The organism is Actinomadura formosensis, from assembly GCF_050948385.1.
Classification (GTDB): domain Bacteria; phylum Actinomycetota; class Actinomycetes; order Streptosporangiales; family Streptosporangiaceae; genus Spirillospora; species Spirillospora formosensis.
The window spans coordinates 1,461,957-1,478,705 of sequence record NZ_CP192011.1; the positions used below are offsets into that span (position 1 = coordinate 1,461,957).

18 protein-coding genes are annotated in these 16,749 nt (G+C 73.4%); 7 read left to right on the forward strand and 11 right to left on the reverse strand.

What is annotated here, in order from left to right; all coding sequences use genetic code 11:
* Positions 1-6: 6 nt before the first annotated feature.
* Positions 7-414 carry an SHOCT domain-containing protein gene (locus ACQP1N_RS06940; protein ID WP_067807181.1) on the reverse strand — a complete coding sequence of 136 codons (408 nt, stop codon included), beginning with the start codon at positions 412-414 and terminating at the stop codon, positions 7-9.
* Positions 415-602: 188 nt separating this feature from the next.
* On the opposite strand from ACQP1N_RS06940, the gene ACQP1N_RS06945 reads away from it, so the two are divergent.
* The 3 genes from ACQP1N_RS06945 to ACQP1N_RS06955 all read left to right on the forward strand — a co-directional run bounded on the left by ACQP1N_RS06945 (position 603) and on the right by ACQP1N_RS06955 (position 2,940).
* Complete coding sequence (locus ACQP1N_RS06945; protein ID WP_067807166.1) at positions 603-1,070, forward strand: DUF7144 family membrane protein; 468 nt, start codon at positions 603-605, stop codon at positions 1,068-1,070.
* Positions 1,071-1,214: 144 nt separating this feature from the next.
* On the forward strand, positions 1,215-2,045 hold the full coding sequence (locus tag ACQP1N_RS06950; RefSeq protein WP_433229756.1) for a universal stress protein: 831 nt from the start codon (positions 1,215-1,217) through the stop codon (positions 2,043-2,045).
* A gap of 28 nt (positions 2,046-2,073) precedes the next feature.
* Entirely contained in the window at positions 2,074-2,940 is an 867-nt protein-coding gene (locus ACQP1N_RS06955; protein ID WP_433229760.1) for a universal stress protein, read from the forward strand.
* Here the strand turns inward: ACQP1N_RS06955 and ACQP1N_RS06960 are convergent.
* The 3 genes from ACQP1N_RS06960 to ACQP1N_RS06970 all read right to left on the reverse strand — a co-directional run bounded on the left by ACQP1N_RS06960 (position 2,883) and on the right by ACQP1N_RS06970 (position 4,535).
* Positions 2,883-3,383, reverse strand: coding sequence for a universal stress protein (locus ACQP1N_RS06960; protein ID WP_433229763.1), 501 nt, complete (start codon positions 3,381-3,383; stop codon positions 2,883-2,885). The genes ACQP1N_RS06955 and ACQP1N_RS06960 overlap by 58 nt on opposite strands.
* Positions 3,384-3,480: 97 nt before the next feature.
* Positions 3,481-3,897, reverse strand: a complete 417-nt coding sequence (locus ACQP1N_RS06965) for an Hsp20/alpha crystallin family protein (protein ID WP_067807179.1) — start codon at positions 3,895-3,897, stop codon at positions 3,481-3,483.
* Positions 3,898-4,028: 131 nt separating this feature from the next.
* Positions 4,029-4,535, reverse strand: coding sequence for a CBS domain-containing protein (locus ACQP1N_RS06970; RefSeq protein WP_067808136.1), 507 nt, complete (start codon positions 4,533-4,535; stop codon positions 4,029-4,031).
* 196 nt (positions 4,536-4,731) lie between these two features.
* Between ACQP1N_RS06970 and ACQP1N_RS06975 the strand changes: the two genes are divergently transcribed.
* Both ACQP1N_RS06975 and ACQP1N_RS06980 read left to right on the forward strand, forming a co-directional pair.
* Complete coding sequence (locus ACQP1N_RS06975) at positions 4,732-5,616, forward strand: universal stress protein (RefSeq protein WP_433229767.1); 885 nt, start codon at positions 4,732-4,734, stop codon at positions 5,614-5,616.
* A 76-nt stretch (positions 5,617-5,692) separates the two neighbouring features.
* Positions 5,693-7,411, forward strand: coding sequence for a sensor histidine kinase (locus tag ACQP1N_RS06980; RefSeq protein ID WP_131732501.1), 1,719 nt, complete (start codon positions 5,693-5,695; stop codon positions 7,409-7,411).
* A 16-nt stretch (positions 7,412-7,427) separates the two neighbouring features.
* Here the strand turns inward: ACQP1N_RS06980 and ACQP1N_RS06985 are convergent, their stop codons facing one another.
* From ACQP1N_RS06985 to ACQP1N_RS07015, 7 genes are all read right to left on the reverse strand, one after another.
* Positions 7,428-8,009 (reverse strand): Rv1733c family protein, encoded by a 582-nt coding sequence (locus ACQP1N_RS06985; protein WP_433229770.1) that lies wholly within the window; start codon positions 8,007-8,009, stop codon positions 7,428-7,430.
* A 61-nt stretch (positions 8,010-8,070) separates the two neighbouring features.
* Entirely contained in the window at positions 8,071-9,285 is a 1,215-nt protein-coding gene (locus ACQP1N_RS06990; RefSeq protein ID WP_067797797.1) for an arginine deiminase, read from the reverse strand.
* Between the two features lie 28 nt (positions 9,286-9,313).
* Positions 9,314-10,687, reverse strand: a complete 1,374-nt coding sequence (locus ACQP1N_RS06995; RefSeq protein WP_067797794.1) for an amino acid permease — start codon at positions 10,685-10,687, stop codon at positions 9,314-9,316.
* A 146-nt stretch (positions 10,688-10,833) separates the two neighbouring features.
* Complete coding sequence (locus ACQP1N_RS07000; RefSeq protein ID WP_067797791.1) at positions 10,834-11,682, reverse strand: universal stress protein; 849 nt, start codon at positions 11,680-11,682, stop codon at positions 10,834-10,836.
* Positions 11,683-11,769: 87 nt separating this feature from the next.
* Entirely contained in the window at positions 11,770-12,576 is an 807-nt protein-coding gene (locus tag ACQP1N_RS07005; protein WP_084262867.1) for an FAD:protein FMN transferase, read from the reverse strand.
* Positions 12,569-12,997 carry an FMN-binding protein gene (locus ACQP1N_RS07010; RefSeq protein WP_067797788.1) on the reverse strand — a complete coding sequence of 143 codons (429 nt, stop codon included), beginning with the start codon at positions 12,995-12,997 and terminating at the stop codon, positions 12,569-12,571. Before ACQP1N_RS07010 ends, ACQP1N_RS07005 begins: the two co-directional genes overlap by 8 nt.
* Before the next feature lie 9 nt (positions 12,998-13,006).
* A complete protein-coding gene (locus ACQP1N_RS07015) occupies positions 13,007-14,365 on the reverse strand; it encodes a ferredoxin reductase family protein (protein WP_433229776.1) in 1,359 nt (452 codons plus the stop codon).
* 115 nt (positions 14,366-14,480) lie between these two features.
* Here ACQP1N_RS07015 and ACQP1N_RS07020 point away from each other — a divergent pair, with 115 nt between their 5' ends.
* Both ACQP1N_RS07020 and ACQP1N_RS07025 read left to right on the forward strand, forming a co-directional pair.
* On the forward strand, positions 14,481-15,221 hold the full coding sequence (locus ACQP1N_RS07020; protein WP_067797784.1) for a response regulator transcription factor: 741 nt from the start codon (positions 14,481-14,483) through the stop codon (positions 15,219-15,221).
* Entirely contained in the window at positions 15,218-16,651 is a 1,434-nt protein-coding gene (locus tag ACQP1N_RS07025; RefSeq protein WP_067797780.1) for a sensor histidine kinase, read from the forward strand. Before ACQP1N_RS07020 ends, ACQP1N_RS07025 begins: the two co-directional genes overlap by 4 nt.
* The last annotated feature ends 98 nt before the right edge of the window (positions 16,652-16,749 follow it).

The window sequence follows — 16,749 nt, forward strand, 5'->3', positions numbered from 1 at the left end:
GGTGGTTCAGGCGAGGATCTTGGTCTTGGCGCGCTGGTACTCGTCCTCGCTGATGTCGCCGCGGTTGCGCAGATCGGCGAGCGTCGCCAGCTCTTTGACGCCGTTGCCCTTCGAGGGTTCAGAGGCCTCGCGCACGTAGGCGCGGAACTCCTCCTCGTGCTTGCGGGCCGCGCGGACGTCGCGCTCGCCCATCCCCTTGCCCCGCGCGATCAGGTACACCAGCGCGCCGAGGAACGGCAGCACGATGACGAAGATCGTCCATGCCGCCTTGCTCCCGCCGCTCAGCTCGTCGTCCCGGAAGATGTCTCCGATGATCTTGAAGAGGATGATCAGGAACAGCACCCACAGGAAGAACCACAGCATCGTCCAGAAGACGTTGAGCAGGGGATAGTTGGTGGCGGCGAGTTCGTTCATGACGAACCTCCAGTCGGTGTCGTGACGCCCGGTGACCGGGCCGTTGGTCAACGGTCGGCGCGGGCGGCGGCACCGGGCATCACCCGTTGCAGGTGATTCGGCCGCCGGCCGCCGTGTCACCCCCGGCGGGTGATGCGCGGCGCCGGTGGCGGGGGTGACGCTGTGGCACTCGTGCTGGGAGGTGTCATATGGCAAGCGGAACGCGGACGACGTCCAGGACCGAGGCGAACGGCTGGGCCGCCGGGGCCAGTCTCTTCGCCGGGGTCCTCCTGGTCATGGTCGGGGTCTTCCAGGCCGTGGCCGGGCTGGCGGCGATCATCGAGGACAAGTTCTACGTCGTCACCACCAACTACGCCTACGAGCTGGACGTGACCAGATGGGGCTGGATCCATCTCGGTGTCGGCATCGTCGTCGCCGCGGCCGGCTTCGGCATCATCTTCGGCGCCCGGCTCTGGGCCCGCGTCCTCGGGATCGTCGTGGCGACGCTGAGCGCGATCGCGAACTTCTTCTTCGTCCCCTACTACCCGTGGTGGTCGCTGCTGATCATCGCGCTGGACGTCTTCGTGATCTGGGCGCTGTGCGTGCAGGGCCGGGACGCCACGCAGGTCCCCCGGGCGGAGACACCGGCCGGAGAACGCGAACGGGTGCGGCACTGACCATTCCGTCCGGGGACGCGAGGGCACGGCGGCGAAGTCGTGACCCTCGTCCCCGGCCGCCGGGACCTTAGACCGCCGATCAGCGGGTAGCCCCTGGCCTAGCGTCGACAGTGGACGTGAGAAAAGGCTCGGGAAGGGGCGACCATGCCGGCTCCGATCATCGTGGGGATCGATGGCTCCGCACACGCCTGGCGGGCGCTGGACTGGGCCGCCGACTACGCCGTCCGGCACCGGCTGCCGCTGCGGCTGGTGCACGGCTCGCGCGCACTCGCCCCGGACGGGACGATCCCGGAGGACGCGCTGCGCCGGCTGGTCGCCGAGCGGGAGGATCTGCTCGGCGAGGCCCGGCAGTACGTGCTGAAGCAGTTCCCCGACCTGGACGTCACCACGCGGCTGGTGCGCACCGATCCCGGGCACGCGCTGGTGGAGGCGGGCGAGGACGCGGCGCTGGTGGCGGTCGGCTCGCGCGGGCTCGGCGGCTTCGAGGGCCTGCTGTTCGGGTCGGTCGGCCTGTACACCGCGGCGCACGCCCGGTGCCCGGTGCTGGTCGTGTCCCGGTCGGCGCCCTACCCGAGCGACGCGCCCGCCCGGATCGTCGTCGGGGTGGAGGGCGGGCCCACGGACGAGGCGGTGCTCGGCTGGGCGTTCGCGGAGGCGGCCTCACGCGGTGCGGCGATCGTCGCGCTGCACGCCGTCGGCGGCGAGTTCTCCCCGCGCCGCAGGGTGATCGAGGACATGGAGCTGGCGGAGGCGGTCGCCGGCCGGCCGGAGCACTTCCCCGAGGTCGCGGTCGAGCCGCTGGTCTCGGACCGGACCGCGTCCCAGGCGTTGGTCGAGGCGTCGGAGAACGCCGCGCTGGTGGTGGTCGGCGCCCCCCGCCGGACGGGCCTGATCGGCATGGCGCTGGGCCGGGTCAACCATGCCGCGCTGCACCACGCCCGCTGCCCGGTGGTCGTCGTGCCCGCCGAGCACTGACCCGGGGCGAGCGGAAGAGGAGATGACCATGTCCGATCCGATCATCGTGGGCACCGACGGCTCCGTGCCGTCCGAGCGGGCCGTGGCCTGGGCCGCCGACGAGGCCGCCCGCTACGGGCGCGACCTGCGCATCGTGCACGCGGTGGAGAAGTGGGCGTTCGACGTGCCGCTGAACATCGCCCCCGGCGAGGTGGCGTCACTGTCGCGGGAGGGGAGCGAGGTGCTGACGGCCGCCGAGCGTGTCGCGCACGCCCGGCGGCCGGAGGTTCCGGTGAGCGTGGAACTGGCGTCCGAACGCACCGTGCGGGCGCTGGCCGACCGGTCCGAGGGCGCGTTCGAGCTGGTGGTCGGGCACCGCGGGCTCGGCGGGTTCGGTGAGCTGCTGCTGGGGTCGGTCGGGCTCGGTGCCGTCCGGCACGCCGTCTGCCCGGTCGTGGTGGTGCGCGGCGGGCCGGGGCCCGAGCACCGGGAGATCGCCGTGGGCATCGGCCTGGGCGACGACTCGGCGGTGCTGGAGTACGCGTTCCGGGCGGCCAAGGTCCGGGAGGCCAGGCTGCGCGTCGTGCACGCCTGGCCGTTTCCGGAGGCGCTGGACAAGCCCGGAGCAGCCGCCGACCTGAAGCGCGTCGAGGAACGCGCCCGGTGGCGGGTGATCGAGGCGCACGCGCCGATGCGCAAGCGGTTCCCCGGTGTGGAGGTCCTGGAGGACATCGTCCAGGACAATCCCGCCGCCGCGCTCGTCGCCGCGTCCCGCGACGTCGACCTGGTGATCGCGGGATCACATCCCCGCGAGGGCCTGGCCGTGCCGCGCGCCCGCGCGGTGACCCACGCGCTCGTTCACCACGCGCACTGCCCGGTCGCCGTCGTTCCCGCGGCCGGCGCGTCGGCGTCCTGAGCGGCGACCGGGCCGGGCGGGACGAGCACGACCGGGCACGGTGACATCCGCCGGCACGCCATCCTGATCGGTCCGCCGTCGGCCGCCGGTGCGTCGCCGAGGACGAGGAGATCCGCCTTCGCGGCGAGGTGGAGGAGGGTGCGCACCGGGTCGCCGTACGCGAGTTCCTGATGGACGTGCACCGGAGGCTCGGCGCCGAGAACCGCCCGGACGTCGGCGGCGAGCGCGTGCCGTGTCCGCTCCCGTTCCCGGTCGTGGCACGGCCGGTGGGCCGCCATCGCGTAGGGCGCCGTCCGGTCGCGCAGGCACCGCCACGACCGGACCGCCACGATCTCGGCGTGCCGCTGCTTCGCCTCGCCGGCGGCCCAGCGCAGCGCGCTCAGCGACGCCGGGGACCCGTCCACCCCGACGAGGATCCGGACCGGACCGGGGGAATGCCTCATCGTCCTCATCTCGATTCCCGGTGTGAGAGAGACCCCGTGCGAGAGCGAGGGCACCGGATCGATCGCTCGATGCCGGTGCCCTCTTCCGGTTGACGGGTCACTTCTCGATGGCGATGCGCTTGGCCTCGGCCTTGACGGCCTTGGGCATCGGCACGCGGACGGTGAGGATGCCCTTGTCGTAGGACGCCTTGATGTCGTCGATCTCGACGTCGGCGGGGAGGGTGAAGGACCGGGTGAAGGAGCCGTAGCGGAACTCCGACCGGTGCCCCTCCTTCTTCTCCTCGTGGCGTTCGGCGTGGATGCGAAGGACACCCGCGGTGACGGTGATCTCGACGTCCTTGTCCGGGTCGATGCCGGGCAGCTCGGCGCGGATCACGTGGTCGCCCTCGTCGATGTAGTCCTCCACCCGCATCGTCTCGCCGGCGCCGGAGCGCCACAGGTTGAACGGCGACTCGAACCAGTCGAGCAGGTCCGGGAAGATGCCGCGCGTCTCACGCCGCTCCGGTGTGCTCATGGGTGCCTCCCTCGGCTCGGAGTTCGTGCTCACCCGCCGGTGGCGGGCGTCACCTTCATGCTCGCCCCGTACGCGCCGGGCTCCCACGGTCATGCGTCCCCGCGGGCCGGGACGAAGGTCCGTTCCGGGGGTCAGCCGCCGTCCGCCGCCGTTCCGCCCCGGGCGGGCAGGACGGGCTCGATCCGGTAGAGGGACGGCATGCCGCCGGCGCGTTCGGGGATCTCGCGGCGGACGCCGGCGAGGGCGGCGATCAGGTCGCGCGCGGTGATCAGGCCGAGGAGGACGCCGCGCTCGTCGGTGACCGGCGCGTGGTCCCGGTCCGCTTCCAGCATGGCCCGCGCCGCCTCCGCGACGGTGGCCGTGGGACGGACCGTCACCGGCGGCCGGGACGGCAGGAGCGTCGTCACGGGCCTGCGGGCGTCGCAGGGAGTGGCGGCATGCCACTCCGCGGTGAGGGTCTGGGCGTCGACGACGCCGAGGAAGGCGCCTTCGTCGTCGGTGACGGGCAGGTGGTGGACTCCCGCCCGGCACATCAGCTCCCAGGCCATGAGCACCGATTCCTCCGCGGCGATGGTGAGCAGGTCCCGGGTCATCAGCTCGTCGACGGTGCGCTGCTCCAGTGGTGCGTTCGTGGTCATCGCTACCCCTCGCGGGCTTCGCTTCTCATCTCCCGATTCCAGGTTCGGCGGTGGCGCCGCGCGGGGGCAGAGACGAACGTCCCGTCCTGCCGGACGAGCCGTGCGTCAGGGCCGGAGGTCCCGCGGATCGGTGGCCGACGGCTCTGCATACCCGGTCCGCGAGCGGCAAGGCTCGAAGGTCAGGAGGTGGGCGAGAATGGACGGACGAGAGATCCTGGCCGGCTTCGACGGTTCACCGGCCGGGGAACGGGCGCTGCGCTGGGCGGCCGCCGAGGCGTCGCTGCGCCGCGTGCCGCTGCGCGTCTGCCACGCCTGGAACTGGCCGTATCCGCTGCGTCCGCAGGACGGCGACGCGCTGGCGATCGCCCGGGGGATGGGCGCGATGGCGCTCGGCGACGGTGTCCGGCTCGCCCGCGAGGCCGTCCCCGGCCTGGACGTGCGGCCACTGCTGGTGAAGGGCACACCGCCCGGTGCGCTGCTGGCCGCGGCGGCCGACGCGGCGCTGATCGTGATCGGCGCGCGGGGATCGGGCGGGTTCGACGGGCTGCCGCTCGGGTCCACGGCCCTGCACGTCCCGGCGCACGCCGATCGTCCCGTGGTCGTCGTCCCGGCCCACGAGCGCGCGGACGGTGCGCGGCGGCGGATCGTCGTCGGCGTCGACGGCTCACCGGCCAGCGAGGCGGCGCTGCGTTTCGCGCTGCACGAGGCGAGGCTGCGCGAGGCCGTGGTGACGACGGTGTGCGCGTGGTGGGACCCCGCCGCGGTGCCCGGCCCCGACCACCTTCCGTTCACCGATCCCGGAACCGTCAAAGAGCGGGCCAAGGCGCGGTTCGCCGACGCCGTCGCACCGTGCCTGGCGGATTTCCCGGAGGTCGAGGTCGAGCAAAGATTCGTCATGGAGCGGGCCCAGAACGTCCTCGCCGATCTCGCCCGGGACGCGATACTGCTCGTGGTCGGTGACCGCGGGATCGGCGTGTCCCCCAGCACCCTGCTGGGCGCGGTGACCAGGGCGGTGCTGCACGATGCGCGGGGGCCGGTCGCGGTCGTCCACGAACGCGATCCGGAGGTGAAGGAGCCGTGACGCACCGGTTCCGGCGCGTCGGTGATCACAGATTCGGCCCCTGCCTTTCCGGCGCGGCCTCAGTGATACTGGAAACGTGGTTGATGATTCGTACGCCGGTGCGGACAGAGCGAAGCTGATCCTGCCGCAGCTTCAGTTGGACGACCTGTTGTCGGAGTTGCAGGCGCGGCTGGAGACGGCGCGGTCGACGCGTGACCGCGTGCACGCGCTGCTGGAGGCCGTGGTCTCGATCGGCAGCGAACTGGACCTGGAGTCGGTGCTGCGGCGGATCACCGAGGCCGCCACGACGCTGGTCGACGCCCGTTACGGTGCGCTGGGTGTGATCGGCGAGGAGGGAGAGCGGCTGGTCCAGTTCGTCACCGTCGGGGTCGAGGACCAGGACATCGAGGCCATCGGGCACTGGCCGCAGGGCCACGGGATTCTCGGGCTGCTGATCCGGGAACCGCATTCCCTGCGGCTGGCGGATCTGAGCGATCATCCGGCCTCCAGCGGGTTCCCGCCGAACCATCCGCCGATGCGGTCGTTCCTGGGCGTGCCGATCCGGGTGCGGGACGAGGTGTTCGGCAACCTCTACCTGACCGAGAAGGCCGGCGGCGGCGAGTTCGACGAGGAGGACGAGGTCGTCGTGATCGCGCTCGCCACCGCGGCGGGCGTGGCGATCGAGAACGCCAGGCTGTACGAGGAGACGCGGCGCCGGGAGCGGTGGCTGGAGGCGTCGGCGGAGATCTCCACCGCACTGCTGTCGGGCACCGACCCGCACGAGGTGACCGCCCTGGTGGCACAGCGGGCCATGGAGATCACCGATGCGGCGCTGTCGGCGGTGTCCCTGCTCGACGAGAGCGGCCGGGAGTTCTCGGTGGACGCGGCGCACGGCGCGGGCGCCGAGCACCTGCGGGGCCTGCGGATGCCGCTGGAGGAGGCGGTGACCGGGCCGGTTTTCGCCGAGGGCGTGGCGCTGCGGCTGACGGACGGCGGCAAGGTGGCGCAGGAGGCGAACCTGCCGCCGCAGGTGCCGGTCGGCCCGCTGCTGGTGGTGCCGCTGGGGCTCGGCTCCTCGGCGCGGGGCGTCATCCTGGTGAGCAACCCGCCCGGCGGCTCGGTGTTCTCGGAGGGGACGCAGCGGCTGCTGGAGGCGTTCGCGGGGCAGGCGGCGGTGGCGCTGGAGCTGGCCGACCGGCGCCGCGACACCGAGCGGCTGGCGCTGCTGGAGGACCGCGACCGGATCGCCAAGGACCTGCACGACACGGTGATCCAGCGGCTGTTCGCGACCGCGATGGGGCTGATGGCCGCGATCAAGATCACCCAGAAGCGGGAGGTGGCGGTCCGGGTGCAGCGGGCGGTGGACGACCTGGACGACACCATCCGGCAGATCCGCTCGACGATCTTCGCGCTGCAGGCGCCGCCGGACGAGGAGTCGCTGCGCAGCCGGCTGCACGGCCTGGTCGACGCGGCGGCGGAGCAGCTCGGGTTCGCGCCCTCGGTGCGGCTGGACGGGCTGCTGGACACGGTCGTCGACATGGACACCGCCGAGCATCTTCTCGCCGTCGTCCGGGAGGCGCTGTCGAACGTGGCCCGGCACGCCCAGGCCGCCGAGACCATCGTGCGCGTCGAGGTCGGCGACGAGCTGATCCTGCGGGTCGAGGACGACGGAATCGGCATCCCCGAGGGCGGCCGCCGCAGCGGCCTGCGCAACATGGGCGAACGGGCGGAGGGCCTGGGCGGGACGTGCACCGTCGAGCCGCGTCCGAGCGGCGGGACACGGCTGATCTGGCAGGTTCCGCTCAGGGAGGTGTGACCGGGTCCCGGCCCGGTCACGGGCCGATGTGACGGCTGTCGAAGCGCGCCCACTCGGCGTCCCACAGCCGGTAGCGGCGCCGGTCGCACCGCCTGCGCAGCAGCGCGTAGAGGCCGAGCGGCGGCAGGCCCGCGGCGAGGGCGGCGCCCGTCCCCGCCGACGCGGCGAGGACGACCGTCTGGGTGTGGCCGCGCGGCGGCCGGTTCGTCACGGTGCCGCCGCCCGCCCAGACGATGAGGCGGTCCCCGACCTCGGCGCCCCGCCAGGTCGTGTAGTCACCGGTCCGCGGGGTTCCGTCCTTCGCGGTCCAGGAGACGGTGACCCGGCGCCGGCCCTCCGCCTCCCCCACTTTCACGATGGTGGCCTCGACACGCTCCAGTGTCGCGGCCTCGTACCGTTCCTTCCGCACACCGGACTCGTGAACGGAGCGGACGGCGTGCGCGCTCAGCGGCGGGGCCGCGCAGAGGAAGACCATGAGCAGCAGCACGCCGAGCCTCCATTGGACCCGGTCCACATCACGCCGCATGTCGTTGTCGTCCAGACCGCAACTGCGGCGCCAGCGGTCCGCGCGGGTCCACATGGTCTCCATGGCCTTCATGACGCCGTTCCTTTCCTCCGGCCTTTCCGCTGGGCGGGCCCTTCACTGGGCGGGCACTCTGCTAGGCGGGCACCTCGTCGCGCTGGAGAGGGCAGCTCATGCAGCGGGGCCCGCCCCGGCCGCGGCCGAGTTCACCGCCGGGGATGGTGATGACCTCGATGCCGTTGTGACGGAGCATCGTGTTCGTGGTGACGTTGCGCTCGTAGGCGACGACGACACCGGGTTCGATGGTCAGGACGTTGTTGCCGTCGTCCCATTGCTCGCGTTCGGCGGCCCTGACGTCCTGCTGTGCGGTCAGTACGTGGACGCGGGGCAGGCCCAGCGCACGCGCGATCGCCGGGAACAGCGCCTCGTTCTCGTGCACCAGCACCTCACGGCCGTGGTCGTGGCCGGGCGTGAGGGTGTAGGACCGCAGCGGCGGCAGCTCCGGATAGACGGTGAAGGTGTCGTGGCCGACCATCGTCATGACCGTGTCCAGGTGCATGAACGCGCGCCGCCTCGGCAACTGTGCGGCGACGACCCGCTGCGCCGTGCCGGCGGTGAACAGCCGCTGGGCGAGCAGCTCGATGGCCTGCGGGGTGGTGCGCTCGCTCATCCCGATCAGCACGACGCCGCGCCCGAGGACGTGGATGTCGCCGCCTTCGAGCGAGGGAAGGGTGAAGTCCGCGCCCGGATACCAGACGGGCACGTACTGCTCGGCGAACAGCGGGTGGTGCCGGTAGATCGCGCTGAGGTGCACGGTCTCGCGGCGCCGCGCGGCCTTGGCCATCGGGTGCAGGGTGACCCCGTCGTAGATCCAGGCGGACGGGTCGCGGGTGAACAGGTGGTTGGGCAGCGGCGCCAGCACGAAGTCGCCGTCGTCCAGGGACGACAGCAGCAGGCTGTGGGCGGCCAGGCCGAGCTCGGCCTTGGTGAGCCCGCCGATCAGGTGCCGGGCGAGGGTCGCCGGGTCCATGTCGGTCAGCGCGTCGCGGACCGGGCCGGCCAGCGTCGGGCCGAGCGTGATCTCGGACGCGGTGCGGTCGAGGATCTCGTCGCGGGCCTTGTCGAGCTTGAGGGTCTCGGTGAGCAGGTCCGCCAGGTAGTGGACGTTGACGCCGCGCTCGCGGAGCGTGTCGGCGAACACGTCGTGCTCCTGGCGGGCGCGTCTGGCCCACAGCACCTCGTCGAAGAGCAGGTCGTCCTTGTTGGCCGGGGTGAGGCGGAGCAGTTCGAGGTCGGGGCGGTGCAGCAGGACCTGCCGCAGCCGCCCGACTTCGGAGGAGACGGTGAACACGGAGCATTCCTTCCTTCGCTCGGCCGCTTCAGGCGGCCTGGTCCGCGGGCGGCATCGCGGGCGGTTCCGGCTGGACGGCCCGCACAGCGGCCCGCTGGTCGCGGTACTTCAGCCAGGCGTAGACGGGCATCCCGGCGAAGATCAGCAGCGTGCCCTTGTAGACGACCTCGTAGCCGGCGCCGGCGATCGCCCAGACGGTGTAGCCGAACGCCAGCGTCGCGATCACGGCGTCGCGGGCGAGCCGCCCGCCGGAGAACGCGGCGCGGTCGGTGGCCAGCAGCACCAGTTCGGCGATGGACGCGTAGGCGTACGGGATGACGGTGGTGAGGGTGGCCAGCAGGATGATGAAGGTGAACTGGTCGACCAGGCTGGCGTTGTAGTTCATCAGCATCAGCCCGGTGACGAGGACGCTGGAGACGACCAGCCCGACGACCGGGGTGCCGCCGCGTCCGGTGCGGGCGAACACGCGGGGGAACAGCCCGTCCCGCGCCGCCGCGAACGGGATCTGGCCCTGCAGCAGGATCCAGCCGTTGAGGGCGCCGAACGCGCTGATCGCGGCGCCGACCGCGACCAGGTCGGCGGCCCAGCCGCCGAACGCCGCGTCGGCGGCGTCCGCGAACGGCGCGGTCGAGGTCGCCAGCGCGGCGGCCGGCACCAGGCCGAGGACGGCGACGGTGCCGAGGATGTAGATCAGTGCGGTGACCGCGGTCCCGGCGACGGTGGCGCGGGGGATGGTCTTCTGCGGGTTCTCCACGTCCTCGGCGGGGACAGTGGCCGACTCCAGGCCGATGAACGACCACAGCGTCAGCGCGGCGGCGGCGGTGACGGCCGAGAAGGCGCTGCCGCCGCTGGCGTTGAACTCGCCGAAGTTGCCGGACTTGATGAAGAACAGCCCGCCGACCGCGATGAGCAGCAGCGGCACCAGCTTGATGACCGTGGTGGCGACCTGGACGGCGCCGCCCTGCCGGATCCCGTAGCTGTTGACGGCCGTCAGCAGCCAGATCGCCGCCAGGCCGACCGCGGCGGCCAGCACCTTGTCGTCGCCCAGCTCGGGCCAGAAGTGCGCGAGGTAGCCGACGAACGCGACCGCGATCGCCGCGTTCCCGGCCCATACCGCGATCCAGTAGCCCCAGGCCGTCTGGAACCCGACGAAGTCGCCGAACGCGCGGCGCGCGTAGGCGTAGGGGCCGCCCGTCTTCGGGTAGGCCCGCGAGAGGCGGGCGAACACCAGCGCCAGGAGGATCGCCCCCGCCGCGGTGAACACCCAGGCGACCAGGCTGATCGGCCCATACTCGGCCAGCGAGCTGGGCAGCAGGAACACGCCCGATCCGATCATGTTTCCCACCACGAGAGCGGTGGCCATCCACAGCCCCAGTCTCCGGCGGGTCGGTTGCGCGGTCATAGCGCCTCCTTCGGTATGCGGCGTGATCGCCGCATATCCAGCGGATCATCGAGCCCCCGGTCCGGTCGCCGGGCGCTGGTCCTGAGTGGACCGGACCAAGGTCCTCTCCCGTGGCCTGCCGGTTCCCGGCCGGGACGGAACCGGGGTCAGTCGTAGGAGCGGACGACGGCGACCGGGCAGCGGGCGTGGTGGATCGCGCCGTGGCTCACCGAGCCGAGCGGCAGCGTCCGGCCGCGGGAGCCCACGACGACCAGGTCCGCCTTCGCGGACGCCAGCACGAGCGCCTCGACGGGATGGCCGATGACGACGTCCTCGATGACCTCGACGCCGGGGTACCGCTCCCGCCACGACACCAGGATCGAGGCCAGCTGGCCGCGGTAGACGTCGCTGGTCCGCTCCAGGTCCACGCCCGCCTCGTAGGCGAGCGGCGCCGGCCGCCAGGCGTGCAGGGCCCGGACCCGCGCGCCCCGGGCGGAGGCGGCGGCGAAGGCGTGGTCGAGCGCCGGTGCCGGATCCTCGACCAGGTCCACCCCGGCCACGATCTCGCCGGCCGTCCCGTCGTCCCGGCCGCGGACGACGACGACCGGGCCCGGGAAGTGGCCGGCCAGGTGCAGCGCCGTGGAGCCGAGCAGCAGTTCGGCGAAGCCGCCGCGTCCGCGGTGGCCGATCACGACCTCGGTGGCCTCGCCCGCGTACTGGCGCAGCCCCGCCGCGATGTCGCGGTCGTGGACGAGCATGGTCTCGACCTTGAGATCCGGCTGACGGCGCAGGGCCAGGTCCTGCGCGCCGCGCAGGACGGGCGTCCAGGAGTCCACCAGGGCGTCGGTGTCGCCGGCCGTCTTCCCGGGGGCCGTTTTGGTGGGGGTTTCGAGGACGTGCAGGATGCGCAGCTCCCGGCCGCTCCGCGCGGCCTCGTCGGCCGCCCAGCCGATGGCGCGGTCCGCGGACGGGGAACCGTCGGTTCCGACAAGGACGGCCGCTCTTCGTGTGGACATGGTCTCCTCCTCCAGGCGGGGGCACACTGAACCGATCTCAGCGTCGGCCGCCCGCCCGGCGGGCACGTAGGGACCTTCGTCCCCGCGTCAACCGCGTCCGTCCCGCGCTTCCAGCGCGCCGGCGCCCTCGCGCGGCAGGAACAGGGCGACGTCCTCGAAGCCCGGCGTCCACCACACCGAGCCGCCGGACGTCACGGCCAGCGCCTCGACGCCGGGATGCGCGCCCGCCCAGGCGCGTGCGGCGTCGCCCATCACGAAGGCGGCGGTGGCGAGCGCGTCCACGTCGGTCAGATGCCGTCCGACCAGGGTGAGGGAGGCCAGGCCGGTCGCGGGACGTCCGGTGCGCGGGTCGACGATGTGCGCGCCGCGTTCGGCGGTGCCCGAGGTGGCGACGGCGAGGTCGTGTCCGGCCACGGCGGCGATGATCCGGTCGCGGTGGTGCGGGTCGGTGAGCCCGATCCGCCAGGGCCGCCCGGACCGGGCGGCCCCGCGCGCCTGGACGTCGCCGCCGCCGTTCACGCAGTGGTCGTGGGCGCCGGCCTCGTGCAGGATCGCCGACGCCCGCTCGATCGCCCATCCCTTGACGAGCCCGCCGGGGTCGAGCCGCCCGCCCGGCTCGCAGGTGAACGCCCCTCCGGTGCGGCGCTCCAGCTCCCGGCAGCGGCGGAGGACGCCGGCGACCTCGGCATCGCATTGGCCGATCGTGACGCGGCCCTCGGCGAGCCGCGTGATCTGGCTGTCCGGACGGTACGGGGAGAACACGCGGTCGACGTGGTGCAGCCAGGCGACGGCCTCCGCCAGCGCGTCGGTGATGGCGGGCGAGGACGCCGTGCGGACGTCGAACGTGAACACCGTTCCCATCACGTGCTCGACGTGGCGGATCGTCTCAGGCATGGGCGCGGTCCAAGGCGCTCTGCAAGGACGTGATGTACCCCTCGCTGGTGTAGGTCGCGCCGGAGACGGTGTCGATGCGGGCGCCGCCCGCGGCGACGGCCTTCCGGTTGAGGCGGGGGATCGCGAAGGCGGCGATCTCCCGGTCACGGCCGTTCTCGGAGGGGGTGCGCAGCGCCCGGACGGCGGTGAGCCGGCCCTTCGCCATGGTGATCTCGACTTGGACCGGCCCGTACCGGGTGTGGACGGTCCGTCCCCGGTAGGTTCCGCTCGCCGGCCCGGCGGAGGCCGCGCTCCCGCCCGGGGCGGACGGCTCCGGGCCGGTCGGCGGCGCTGCGGAGACCGCCTGATGGTGGGGTTTCAGCGACAGCAGCAGGACCACTCCCGCGACCGTCGTACCGGTGGTGATCACGATTCGGCGCATGCCCGCCTCTCAGAACTCGAACGACTCGGTGCGGATGTGGCGGCGCCGCACGCCCGCCTGCCGGAGGGCGCGCAGCGCGGCGGCGGCCATGCCGGGCGGCCCGCACAGGTAGACGTCCCGGTGCCGCACGTCGGGGACGACGGACCGCAGTGCCTCCCCGGTCAGCGGCAGCGAGTAGCGGGACGGCTCGTCCACGAAGTAGTGCACGCGGGCGCCCCGGGCGGCGGCGACGGCGTCCAGTTCGCGGCGCAGCGCCAGGTCCTGCGGGCGGCGGGCGAGGTAGACCAGGGTGACGTCGCCGGGCAGCGTCTCGAACAGCGTCCGCAGCGGGGTGACGCCGACGCCGCCGGCGAGCAGCAGTGCCCGGTCGTGGCGGGGTCGCGCCCCGGTGAAGCCGCCGTAGGGGCCCTCCGCCCACACCCGCGTCCCGGGCCGAAGCCGGGCCAGGGCGCGGCTGTGGTCCCCGGCCTCCTTGACGGTGATCCGGAGCCGGTGCCCGCGGGGCGGTTCGGACAGCGAGTACGGGTTGGCCGTCCACCAGAGGCCGGGCGCGAGGAAGCGCCAGCGGAAGAACTGCCCCGGCTCGGCGCCCAGCCTGCCCAGGTCCCGTCCGGTCATGTAGACGGAGACGACCCCGGGCGCCTCGGTGTGGACGGCGGCGACCCGCAGCCCGTGCCGGATCCCGCCGACGACCGGCATCAGGAACCGGAACCAGGCGAGGGTGACGGCGACCCCGATGTACAGCGCGTACCAGGCCGCCCGCGCCCAGGCGTTCCCGACGAACTGGGCCCCGTTGGCGAGCTGGTGCGAGAACGCGAAGAAAATCGCCAGGTAGGTCGCGAAGTGCAGGTAGTGCCACGTCTCGTAGCGCAGCCTGCGCCGCGCCGCGCGGGCCGAGACGATCCCGACGCCCAGCAGCAGGACGAACCCGGCCGTCCCCTTGAGCATCTCGGGGTAGTCCAGGACGACGGTCGCCGTCTGGTGGACGACGTCCGTGCCGGACGTCACCGCGTACCCCCAGATGATCAGCAGGACGTGCGCCGTGGTGAGCCAGACGGTGTACCGCCCGCCCATCGCGTGCCAGCGGGCCAGCCGGTCGGTGCCGACACCGCGTTCCAGCGCCGGGATGCGGGCCATCAGGGCCAGCAGGACGGCGCATCCGTAGCCCGCGAGGAGGCCGGTGACGCGGCCCGCCTCGGTCAGCCAGCCGTCCAGCCCGGTGACCGAGCCGGTGCTCCGCCACCACAGCCCCAGCACGAGCACCGCGCCGGCGTAGATGAGGACCTGCGGCCATGAGGACGGGACGCGCCAGGCCGGGCGCGGTGCCGGCGCGGCGGGCCTCGGGATGTCGTACCTGGTCGTGGTCATGCCGGTCACCCTGCCAACGGAGTTTCTGTGTTCTCTCTGACACCGTGGGAAAGACGGGCTTTTCAGCGGCTTTTCAGAGGAAACTCAGAGGTCGGGGAGGGAGGCTGGCCGTGCCATGACGAATGACGAACCCGCCTCCGCGAGCCTGCGAAGGGCCGACGGCACACCGGTCCGGGTCCTGGTCGTCGACGACGAGCCGGATCTGGCCGAGGTGCTGTCCCGCGTGCTGGCCTCCGAGGGCTGGGCGGTCCGCACCGCGGGCGACGGCTCCGGGGCGCTCGCCGCCGCCCGCGACTTCCGTCCCGACGCGGTCGTGCTGGACGTGATGCTCCCCGACATCGACGGCCTGCAGGTGCTGCGCCGCCTCCGCGCCGACACCCCGGAGGTGTGCGTGCTGTTCCTGACCGCGCGCGACGCCGTCGAGGACCGGATCGCCGGGATCACCGCGGGCGGCGACGACTACGTGACCAAGCCGTTCAGCCTGGAGGAGGTGCTGGCCCGGCTGCGCGGGCTGCTGCGCCGGGCGGGCATGACCCGGCAGGCCGGCACCGCGCGGCTGCTCACCGTCGGCGGGCTGTCCATGGACGAGGACGCGCGCGAGGTGACCAGGGACGGGCAGATCATCGAGCTGACCCCGACCGAGTTCGAGCTGCTGCGGTTCCTGATGCGCAACCCGCGCCGGGTGCTCAGCAAGGCGCAGATCCTCGACCGCGTCTGGGACTACGACTTCGGCGGCCAGGCCCATGTCGTCGAGCTGTACATCAGCTACCTGCGCAAGAAGATCGACGCGGGCCGGGCTCCGATGATCCACACCGTCCGCGGCGTCGGGTACGTGCTGAAGCCGGAGGCTTCGTGAGGGTTCCGGCGGCGGCCCGCACGCTGCGGGCGAGGCTCACCGCCGGGCTGGTCGTGCTGCTCGCGCTGAGCTGCCTCGCGGTCGGGCTCGGCACGGCCGCCGCGCTCAGCCGGTTCCTCGTCGGGCGGCTGGACGAGCAACTGGCCGCGTCCGGCGGCAGGTTCGCGGCGACCCTGGAGCACGAGCCGCACCGTGACGGCGACGAGGGCCCGGACGCCCGCGGGCAGGCACCGGGGACGTTCGGTGCCCGCCTCATCGGCGGCTCGGTGCGGCAGGCGGCGATGGTCCGCGCCGGCGGCGTCGGGCCCGTGCCGCTGACCACCGCCGACCGGCACGCCCTGGCCGCCGTCCCGGCGGACGGCCGGGGACGGTCGCTGTCCCTGTCGGCCCTGGAGGAGTACCGGGTGGCGGCGGTGCGCGGCGACGACGGCGACGTCCTGATCACCGGGCTGCCGCTGGGGCCCGTCGAGGAGACCGTGCACCGGCTGATCCTGGTGGAGACCGTCGTCTTCGCGGTCGTGCTCGCCGCCGCCGGGATCGCGGCGGCGGCCTGGGTGCGGCTGGCGCTGCGCCCGCTGCGCCGGGTCGCGGCCACCGCGTCCCGGGTGGCCGAGCTGCCGCTGGCGAGCGGGGAGGTGGCGATGCCGGAGCGCGTCCCCGACACCGACCCGCGCACGGAGGTCGGCCAGGTCGGCGCGGCGCTGAACCGGATGCTCGGCCATGTCGAGAACGCGCTCGCCCGCCGGCACGCCGGCGAGGAGCGGCTGCGCCGTTTCGCCGCCGACGCCAGCCACGAGCTGCGCACGCCCGTCGCCGCGATCCGCGGGCACGCCGAACTCGCGCTGCGCATCTCCGAACCCGTCCCGCCGGAGGTGCGGCACGCGCTCGGACGCATCCAGGCCGAGTCGGTGCGCATGTCGGAGCTGGTCGACGACCTGCTCCTGCTCGCCCGCCTCGACGCCGGCCGCCCGCTCGAATCGCGTCCGGTCGACCTGACCCGGCTCGTCCTGGACGCCACGAGCGACGCCCACGCCGCCGGGCCGGACCACCGCTGGGAGATGGTGCTGCCCGAGGAGCCGGTCACCGTCACCGGTGACGCCCGCCGCCTGCACCAGCTGATCGCCAACCTGCTCGCCAACGCCCGCACCCACACGCCGCCCGGCACGCACGTCACCGTCCGGCTCGCGGTGCGCGGCGGCACCGTCGTCCTCGACGTGGCGGACGACGGCCCCGGCATCCCGCCCGAGCAGCGGGAGGAGATCTTCCAGCGGTTCGTCCGCGCCGACCAGGGCCGCTCCCGTGCCGCCGGCGGCACGGGCCTCGGGCTGGCGATCGTCCAGGCGGTGGCCGCCGCGCACGGCGGACGCGCCGAACTCGCCGCCGCCGAGCACACGGTCTTCCGCGTCACGCTCCCGGTGTCGGGCGGGTGAGCCTCAGCGCCATCCGGAACGGCGGTATCCGGAACCAGGGACCTTGGTCCCTGGCTCCGCCGGGGCCCGTGCGGTCGAATGGAGTTGGGCGGGAGAAG

What these genes read in the sequence shown, in the direction of transcription:
- ACQP1N_RS06940 (WP_067807181.1), bottom strand. Translation starts at nt 414, where the DNA reads ATGAACGAACTCGCCGCCACCAACTATCCCCTGCTCAACGTCTTCTGG.
- ACQP1N_RS06945 (WP_067807166.1), top strand. Translation starts at nt 603, where the DNA reads ATGGCAAGCGGAACGCGGACGACGTCCAGGACCGAGGCGAACGGCTGG.
- ACQP1N_RS06950 (WP_433229756.1), top strand. Translation starts at nt 1,215, where the DNA reads ATGCCGGCTCCGATCATCGTGGGGATCGATGGCTCCGCACACGCCTGG.
- ACQP1N_RS06955 (WP_433229760.1), top strand. Translation starts at nt 2,074, where the DNA reads ATGTCCGATCCGATCATCGTGGGCACCGACGGCTCCGTGCCGTCCGAG.
- ACQP1N_RS06960 (WP_433229763.1), bottom strand. Translation starts at nt 3,383, where the DNA reads ATGAGGCATTCCCCCGGTCCGGTCCGGATCCTCGTCGGGGTGGACGGG.
- ACQP1N_RS06965 (WP_067807179.1), bottom strand. Translation starts at nt 3,897, where the DNA reads ATGAGCACACCGGAGCGGCGTGAGACGCGCGGCATCTTCCCGGACCTG.
- ACQP1N_RS06970 (WP_067808136.1), bottom strand. Translation starts at nt 4,535, where the DNA reads ATGACCACGAACGCACCACTGGAGCAGCGCACCGTCGACGAGCTGATG.
- ACQP1N_RS06975 (WP_433229767.1), top strand. Translation starts at nt 4,732, where the DNA reads ATGGACGGACGAGAGATCCTGGCCGGCTTCGACGGTTCACCGGCCGGG.
- ACQP1N_RS06985 (WP_433229770.1), bottom strand. Translation starts at nt 8,009, where the DNA reads ATGAAGGCCATGGAGACCATGTGGACCCGCGCGGACCGCTGGCGCCGC.
- ACQP1N_RS06995 (WP_067797794.1), bottom strand. Translation starts at nt 10,687, where the DNA reads ATGACCGCGCAACCGACCCGCCGGAGACTGGGGCTGTGGATGGCCACC.
- ACQP1N_RS07000 (WP_067797791.1), bottom strand. Translation starts at nt 11,682, where the DNA reads ATGTCCACACGAAGAGCGGCCGTCCTTGTCGGAACCGACGGTTCCCCG.
- ACQP1N_RS07005 (WP_084262867.1), bottom strand. Translation starts at nt 12,576, where the DNA reads ATGCCTGAGACGATCCGCCACGTCGAGCACGTGATGGGAACGGTGTTC.
- ACQP1N_RS07010 (WP_067797788.1), bottom strand. Translation starts at nt 12,997, where the DNA reads ATGCGCCGAATCGTGATCACCACCGGTACGACGGTCGCGGGAGTGGTC.
- ACQP1N_RS07015 (WP_433229776.1), bottom strand. Translation starts at nt 14,365, where the DNA reads ATGACCACGACCAGGTACGACATCCCGAGGCCCGCCGCGCCGGCACCG.
- ACQP1N_RS07020 (WP_067797784.1), top strand. Translation starts at nt 14,481, where the DNA reads ATGACGAATGACGAACCCGCCTCCGCGAGCCTGCGAAGGGCCGACGGC.